8 protein-coding genes are annotated in these 6,532 nt (G+C 60.7%); 5 read left to right on the forward strand and 3 right to left on the reverse strand.

Features of this window, described 5'->3' with window-relative positions:
• Positions 1-2: 2 nt before the first annotated feature.
• On the reverse strand, positions 3-497 hold the full coding sequence (locus NKI88_RS22025; protein ID WP_081726168.1) for a GtrA family protein: 495 nt from the start codon (positions 495-497) through the stop codon (positions 3-5).
• 4 nt (positions 498-501) lie between these two features.
• Positions 502-2,724 (reverse strand): glycosyltransferase family 2 protein, encoded by a 2,223-nt coding sequence (locus NKI88_RS22030; protein WP_352652347.1) that lies wholly within the window; start codon positions 2,722-2,724, stop codon positions 502-504.
• A 375-nt stretch (positions 2,725-3,099) separates the two neighbouring features.
• Here NKI88_RS22030 and NKI88_RS22035 point away from each other — a divergent pair, with 375 nt between their 5' ends.
• From NKI88_RS22035 to NKI88_RS22050, 4 genes are all read left to right on the forward strand, one after another.
• A complete protein-coding gene (locus tag NKI88_RS22035) occupies positions 3,100-3,396 on the forward strand; it encodes a YciI-like protein (protein WP_352657167.1) in 297 nt (98 codons plus the stop codon).
• An 88-nt stretch (positions 3,397-3,484) separates the two neighbouring features.
• Positions 3,485-3,910, forward strand: coding sequence for an EVE domain-containing protein (locus NKI88_RS22040; RefSeq protein WP_023683904.1), 426 nt, complete (start codon positions 3,485-3,487; stop codon positions 3,908-3,910).
• Positions 3,865-4,563: a class I SAM-dependent methyltransferase gene (locus NKI88_RS22045; protein ID WP_352657169.1), complete on the forward strand. Its 699-nt coding sequence runs from the start codon at positions 3,865-3,867 to the stop codon at positions 4,561-4,563. The genes NKI88_RS22040 and NKI88_RS22045 overlap by 46 nt, the downstream gene beginning before the upstream one ends.
• Before the next feature lie 104 nt (positions 4,564-4,667).
• Positions 4,668-5,087, forward strand: a complete 420-nt coding sequence (locus NKI88_RS22050) for a DUF1761 domain-containing protein (RefSeq protein ID WP_352657171.1) — start codon at positions 4,668-4,670, stop codon at positions 5,085-5,087.
• 15 nt (positions 5,088-5,102) lie between these two features.
• Here NKI88_RS22050 and gcvA read toward each other — a convergent pair whose 3' ends face one another.
• Positions 5,103-6,023, reverse strand: a complete 921-nt coding sequence (gcvA, locus tag NKI88_RS22055) for a transcriptional regulator GcvA (RefSeq protein WP_023683901.1) — start codon at positions 6,021-6,023, stop codon at positions 5,103-5,105.
• Positions 6,024-6,157: 134 nt separating this feature from the next.
• Between gcvA and NKI88_RS22060 the strand changes: the two genes are divergently transcribed.
• Entirely contained in the window at positions 6,158-6,397 is a 240-nt protein-coding gene (locus tag NKI88_RS22060) for a hypothetical protein (protein ID WP_023670491.1), read from the forward strand.
• The last annotated feature ends 135 nt before the right edge of the window (positions 6,398-6,532 follow it).

Genomic DNA, 6,532 nt, shown 5'->3' on the forward strand with positions numbered 1-6,532 from the left:
TCTTATTCCTCGTTTCCCGCAAATTGCTGTGTGGCTGGGCGAGACGATGCCGTCGGCGCGGTGGCGGGCCGCAGATTGAACCGTGACAAGATCGCCAGGTGCGCAACGACAACGTTCCAGATGAGCAATGCGACGGTGGCGATCGGAGACGCGATCGCAACACCAAGGCCAAGCCAGGAACAGAGAAGCACCATCATGGCTACCGAGATCGGGTAGGCCGCAGCCACGCCTGCCGCAAAACGCGCAAATGCCTTGAAGCGCAGCGGTTTGCCGAAGGTGAACCAGCTGTGCAGAGCGTAGCCGGTCGGCGTCACCGCCAGGAATGAAATCATGATGCCCAGCAGGTAGTGCCTGCCCAGCTGATCGACCGTAATCATGATGACATTGTGCGCAATTGCGCATATCGCTCCCACCACAATGTACCGCCATCCCCGTTCCAGAAGCGGTCTTTCGCTCTGGTCCACTGGGATGTCGGCGATCCTGACAGAGCTGGACATTGCCTCAGAAAGCTCCTGTCAGTTTCGCGCGAAGCCGGCACATGACACGCTCACGCAGCCGCGAATCGCGCAAATAGCGCCTCAATCCCGTCGGCCCGAGCGACAGCATAATACGAGCGGCTCGAAGCAAGGCCTTCAAGTCGCCGGCTGACGCAGCCGCCAGCGACACATTAACGCTGATCGATGCTCGAGCAGCAGATTCGATCCGGCGCCGGCTGCGCGCCGAAAGCCGGTCCAAATGGCGCTCCAGGACAGTCTGCATTTGCGAACGGAATTCGTTCGCATCGCGCGATCCGGTTACGGTCAGCGAATCGCCATGAACCCGGAAGGCCGTGGTTATCTCCTGGTGATAAATGACGGGTCCGGCAACGGCGAGCTTCGCCCATATATCCCAATCAGCCGTATACCAGAGCCTCTCATCCATACCCCCGCATGCCAGCCACGCATTCCGACGAAATATCGGAGCAGGCACGGACACGAAATTCTGTACGAGAAGCCGTTCCAGCAAGAAGTCGGATTCGAGCACCTTGTCGCTCGGCAAGGGACAGTTCCAGCATCCCATTCGCCGGCCGTGGCGGTCGACGATCGCAGTCGGGGCCAAGTGAAGCGCTGCTTCGGGCAGGTCCTCGAGCCAGCGTCGCGTGGCCTCTATGCGCCCGGGCAACCAAAGGTCGTCTTGGTGGAGTATGCAGACATAGTCGGCGGCGGCCAGCTCAACGCCCAGATTGGTCTTCGACTGCCAGGGCGCAAGATCTTTTCGCCGCAGCAGCCGGAAGGCCGGCCGGTGGAGAAATCGCTCGACAATGGCGGAAGTGGCGTTTGTCGGGCTGCTGTCGATAATGATTATCTCCAGGCCGTCGGTCGGCTCTGCAGCAAGCGAGTCAAGTGTTGCCCCAATCCATGCCGCCCCGTCATGGACCGGCATGACGACCGACAGAAAAGGCTTTTCGGCCGCGCCGTTTGCCGCTTGAATTTCCGCCGGCAAGGCTGCTGGAGGGCTAGAATCACGTCTGCTACTCAATGTATCAAGCAGCAATTTGAGCACGAAGCCGGACAGCACCATGGACATGCCGGCCACGCAGATGGTGGTGACTACAAAGGTCAGATGCACCGATTGCTCCATAGGGCCGCCGACAAAAATCCAATGCAGCGCGAGTGAGACGTCCGCCGCGAAGCCGGCTGCCGCGAGTACACCACCGGAAAAAACCAGCCATTCCAGAGGGCGACCGCGCGCCAGCCACGGCACAATTCGACCGCTGTAGACCGGGTGGTAGATGGCGATTGCCACCTTTGCCAGCATACCGAACAGGATCGCTGAAAGGCCAATCAACGTCGCCATGGCCGAGAGCGCGACGAAGTGAATGCCGAAATACCATCCGCCGATGCGAACAGGCCCGGCAGCGAGCGCTGCAAGGCCGGCAATGCCGGCGATCAACAAGGTCAGCCCAGGCACGAGATACATCGTATCCGGCGCATGGGCTATGATCAGCCGCAGATGCCGCCAGCCGTCCCGGAAAGAACGCAGATGCGGCGCGCGGTTGCGCTTGTCGGGGTAGAGCTTGATCGGCACTTCACGAATGGCGAGCCCGGCGCGATGCGCATTGATGATCATTTCCGAGGCGAATTCCATTCCCGGCGAGCGCGCGCCGATTTTTAGAAATGCCTCGCGCGTGAAACCGCGCATACCGCAATGGAAGTCGCGGACCGGAGAGTTGTGCAAACAGCGAGCGATGGTGGAAAGGACAGGATTGCCGAGGTAGCGATGCAACGATGGCATGGCGCCCGGCTGGATCCCGCCGGCGAACCGGTCGCCCATCACAAGTTCCGCACCCTGTTCCAACGCATCGACGAAATCGCCGAGCTGGCTCCAATCGTAGGAATCATCGGCATCCGCCATGATGAGATATTTGCCTTCGGCCGCTTCGACCGCGGCACTGATTGCCGCGCCATAGCCCTTTACCGGCTGATGAACGACCCGCGCTCCCAGCTTTTGCGCAATCTCCACCGACTTGTCCGCGGATCCATTGTCACCAACGACGACTTCCCCCTTGATGCCGCGCATCGAGAAGGCATTGAAGGCTTTGCTAATGCAGATGCCGAGCGTCAGTTCCTCGTTCAGGCAAGGAATGATTGCAGAGACCAGAACACGCTCGGTCCCCATGCCGGCCGTGAAAGCAAGCGCGACGTCGTCGATCCGAACCGTCGTGTTGCGCGCGATGCTCTCCATTGCGTCCTCTATTCAGGCGTTCTGAGCAGACCAGCCCATTTCACAATTGACTTGCTGGAGTGTTGCGTATCGAAAATTGATTATTTTTGAATTTACGAAATACTCGGTAGCGTATTTATAAGCGGCGGCAAGCAAAGCTGGTGCGCTGTTGTGGTGCGCGACGCAGCCTGTCGCGTTCGTCCACTCTTTCGGCGAAGCGGGTTGCGTTTGTGACTTTCATCAACCCACGACTGTCAACTAGGCTTGACCCATAGCGGAGATTCAATGCGTCGAGAGATCGTCATTTGGCATTGACCCGAAGCCGGCATAAAAGCAAAACCGCGATTTCGGCAGTTCAAGCGGGCTGTTGTCGCAATCCAAAACGGAGTTTTAAAAATGCTGTTTGCGTTGATTTGCAAGGACAAGCCAGGCAGCCTGCAGGTGCGGGTCGACGCGCGGCCGGTCCACGTCGCCTTTCTCGAAGGCCTGAACGCCGACAACAAACTGGCCTTTGCCGGCCCGTTCCTCGACGCCGAAGGCAAGCCCAACGGCAGCCTCGTCGTCGTCGAAGCGCCCGATCTCGCCGGTGCGCAGGCGCTGTCGGCTGCCGACCCCTATGCCAAGGCCGGGCTGTTCGAAAGTGTCGAAATCCGCCAGTGGAACTGGACCTTCAACAAGCCGGCGGCTAGTTAGTTCCGGCGGCGCCTAGAGCGATCCCAGGAAAAGTGTGTAACGGTTTTCCGTCCGGAATTGCGCAAAAAATAGTAGTTGGAGCAAAGACATGAACTACTGGCTGTTCAAATCCGAACCTTCGGTCTTCTCCTTCGAGGCGCTGAAGGCCAAGGGCAAGGCCGGCACGCAGTGGGACGGCGTGCGCAACTATGCAGCGCGCAACAACATGAAGGCGATGCAGATCGGCGATCTCGGCTTCTTCTATCACTCCAATGAAGGGCTGAACGTCGTCGGCATTGCCGAAGTCTGCGGGCTTGCCCATCCCGACAGCACCACCGACGATCCGCGCTGGGAATGCGTCGACATTCGAGCCTTCAAGGATGTGCCGAACCCGCCGACGCTGGAACAGGTCAAGGCCAATCCGAAGCTTGCCGAAATGGCGCTGGTGCGGCTCGGCCGGCTTTCCGTACAGCCGGTGACGCCGGCCGAATGGAAGGAAGTCTGCCGCATGGGCGGCCTGACGCCGGCTCCGTGACGGTCCTCACGCCGAACAGCGCGAAAAAGTTCATTCTCGACAACACGGCGCTTATGTCGCCGCCGCATGTGCCGGAGATTGTCCTCAATCTGGCCGACGAAGCGCATGACCTCTGGCAGCGCACGGAGAACGAGCTGATCGAAATCGGCCTGCCGCCGCCGTTCTGGGCCTTTGCCTGGGCCGGCGGTCAGGGCCTTGCCCGTTACGTGCTGGACAATCCGTCGGATGTGCGGGGCAAACGCGTGCTCGACTTCGCCTCCGGCTCCGGCCTTGTCGCCATCGCCGCCGCCAAGGCGGGTGCGGCGCACGTGATCGCCGCCGACATCGACCCGTTCTGCGAAACGGCGATCCGCCTCAACGCAGAGGCCAATGGCGTTGCCATCGACTTTTGCGGCACGGACTGCATCGGCACCGACGCCGGCTGGGACGTGGTGGTGGCCGGCGACGTCTTCTACGACAAATCCTTCGCCGACACGCTGATGCCGTGGTTTTCGACACTGAAGGCGCGCGGCGCTGACATCCTCGTCGGCGATCCGGGCCGCTCCTACATGCCGAAGGCGGGACTGGAGCCGCTCGCCGTCTACGAAGTGGCAGTGACGCGGGCGCTGGAGGACGCCCTGGTCAAGCGCACCACGGTGTGGCGCTTCGCTTGACGGCATTGCCGAACAGGCGTTCCATCGCGCATTGATTTAAGAATACGCATGTCGTTATCCCAGAACCGTCAGGCTTTGGGCTGCATGCTTGAGGGGAGGACTTTATGGATTTTTCAGTGGTGAACTGGCTGGCGGTGGTTGTCGCGGCCGTCGCGGCGTGGCTGTTTGGCGCCGTCTGGTACACGGCCCTCAGCAGGCCTTGGATAAGGGCGGCCAGGATCGATCCGTCAACGTCAAAGAAATCTATATTGCCCTTCATCATCTCCTTCATCGCCGAGCTGATCATGGCGCTGGTCTTGGCCTTGGTCGTCGGCGCGATGACCGGCGGCGAGCCGGTCCTTGTCGCAGGGCTGGTCTTCGGCTTCGTCCTCTGGCTGGGTTTCGTCGCCACGACGCTGACGGCCAACCATCGCTATGAGAATTTCGGCTGGGACCTGACCCTGATCGACGGCGGCCACTGGCTCGGCGTGCTGTTGATCATCGGCGCGGTGATCGGCTGGTTCGGGACGCCGGTCGCCGGCTGAGGCCTGCAGAAGTCGTCAGGTCTGCGTCCTGGCGACTTCGTCGAGGATCCATTCACGGAAAGCGATGATGCGCGGATCGTTGGCAGTGCTCTCGGGATAGACCAGGAAGTAGCCGAACTCCGGCCCCACGCGCAGACCGAGTTCAAAGGGCTGCACCAGCCTTCCCTGGGAAAGGTCGTTTGCCACCATGGCGAACTCGGCGAGCGCCACGGCATTGCCGTCGAGCGCCGCCTGCACGGCATCGGTAGAGGTTCCAAACACGATAGTCCGACTGTCGTCGAAATCGTTGATGCCGGCCGCCGCCATCCACATGCGCCAGTTCGGCCATGTCACGCCTTGGCGCGACCATTCGATATGGGCAAGCGTGTGGTTGAAGAGGTCGCGCGGTTCGCGCAGCGGCGGGCCGGAGGTCAGCAGGCTCGGGCTGCACACCGGAATGAGGATGTTGTCGAACAGGCGATGGGCGCGAAGCCCCGGATACTTGCCGACCCCGAACCGGATGCCGACATCGACGTCGTCGAGTTCGAAATCGCGCACTTCGTAGCCGATGTCGAACCTCAGCTCGATACTGGGCTGAAGTTTGCGAAAATCGTCGACGCGCCGCATCAGCCATTTTGACGCGAACTGCGCGTCGAGCGTCACCTTCAGCAATGCCGTGCCGCGCGTCAGCTTGCGCGCCCGCGACACCGCCCGGTTGAGCAGGTCGAGCGCATCGATCGAGGCCTCGAACAGCACCGTACCTGCCTCGGTCAACCGGATGGTACGACTGGTTCGCGTGAACAGCACCAGCCCGAGCTGATCCTCGATTTCCTTGATCTGGTGGCTGACCGCCGCCGGCGTCAGCCCGAGCTCGTCGGCAGCGCGGGTGAAATTGAGGTGGCGGGCGGCGGCTTCCAGAGTCCTCAGCGCGCGCGTTCCGGGCAACAGACGGGACATCACCGTATCCTCAAATAAAACTTGACGATCCGAAAAGAACTACTCGTTTCTCGCATGGATTTCAATGCGGCATGATGCATCCATCGAAACACCATCAAGCCGGATTTGATATCCGGCGGAACACGGAGCGCATCATGTCCATCTTCGTTTTGAACTCGCCAGCAGCTCGCTCGAACTGGTTGCATGCCGTAACGGACTGGCTTCGCCAGGCGAAAGTCGCCATCAACCTGCCGCGCCAGGACGTGGAGGACCTTTCGGATCGCCAACTGCGCGATGTCGGCGCGCAGCGCAAGGACGTGACGCGGGCCGTGGACCGGGAACTCGGCCGGCTTGGATTGCTGGACACTGGGTGGCAGAAGCCGAGAAGGCGTTAGGCAATGGTGAGTAGTGAGTAGTGAAGGATTGAAACGACGCCGAGACCCCATCCTACTTCCTACTTCCTACTTCCTACTTCCTACTTCCTACTTCCTACTTCCTACTTCCTACTTCCTACTTCCTACTTCCTACTT

Origin of the sequence: Mesorhizobium sp. M0317 (assembly GCF_040321555.1) — a bacterium.
GTDB lineage: Bacteria > Pseudomonadota > Alphaproteobacteria > Rhizobiales > Rhizobiaceae > Mesorhizobium.

Coding starts and splice junctions, on each gene's coding strand:
- NKI88_RS22025 (WP_081726168.1), bottom strand. CDS start 497: ATGTCCAGCTCTGTCAGGATCGCCGACATCCCAGTGGACCAGAGCGAA.
- NKI88_RS22030 (WP_352652347.1), bottom strand. CDS start 2,724: ATGGAGAGCATCGCGCGCAACACGACGGTTCGGATCGACGACGTCGCG.
- NKI88_RS22035 (WP_352657167.1), top strand. CDS start 3,100: ATGCTGTTTGCGTTGATTTGCAAGGACAAGCCAGGCAGCCTGCAGGTG.
- NKI88_RS22040 (WP_023683904.1), top strand. CDS start 3,485: ATGAACTACTGGCTGTTCAAATCCGAACCTTCGGTCTTCTCCTTCGAG.
- NKI88_RS22045 (WP_352657169.1), top strand. CDS start 3,865: ATGGAAGGAAGTCTGCCGCATGGGCGGCCTGACGCCGGCTCCGTGACG.
- NKI88_RS22050 (WP_352657171.1), top strand. CDS start 4,668: ATGGATTTTTCAGTGGTGAACTGGCTGGCGGTGGTTGTCGCGGCCGTC.
- gcvA (WP_023683901.1), bottom strand. CDS start 6,023: ATGTCCCGTCTGTTGCCCGGAACGCGCGCGCTGAGGACTCTGGAAGCC.
- NKI88_RS22060 (WP_023670491.1), top strand. CDS start 6,158: ATGTCCATCTTCGTTTTGAACTCGCCAGCAGCTCGCTCGAACTGGTTG.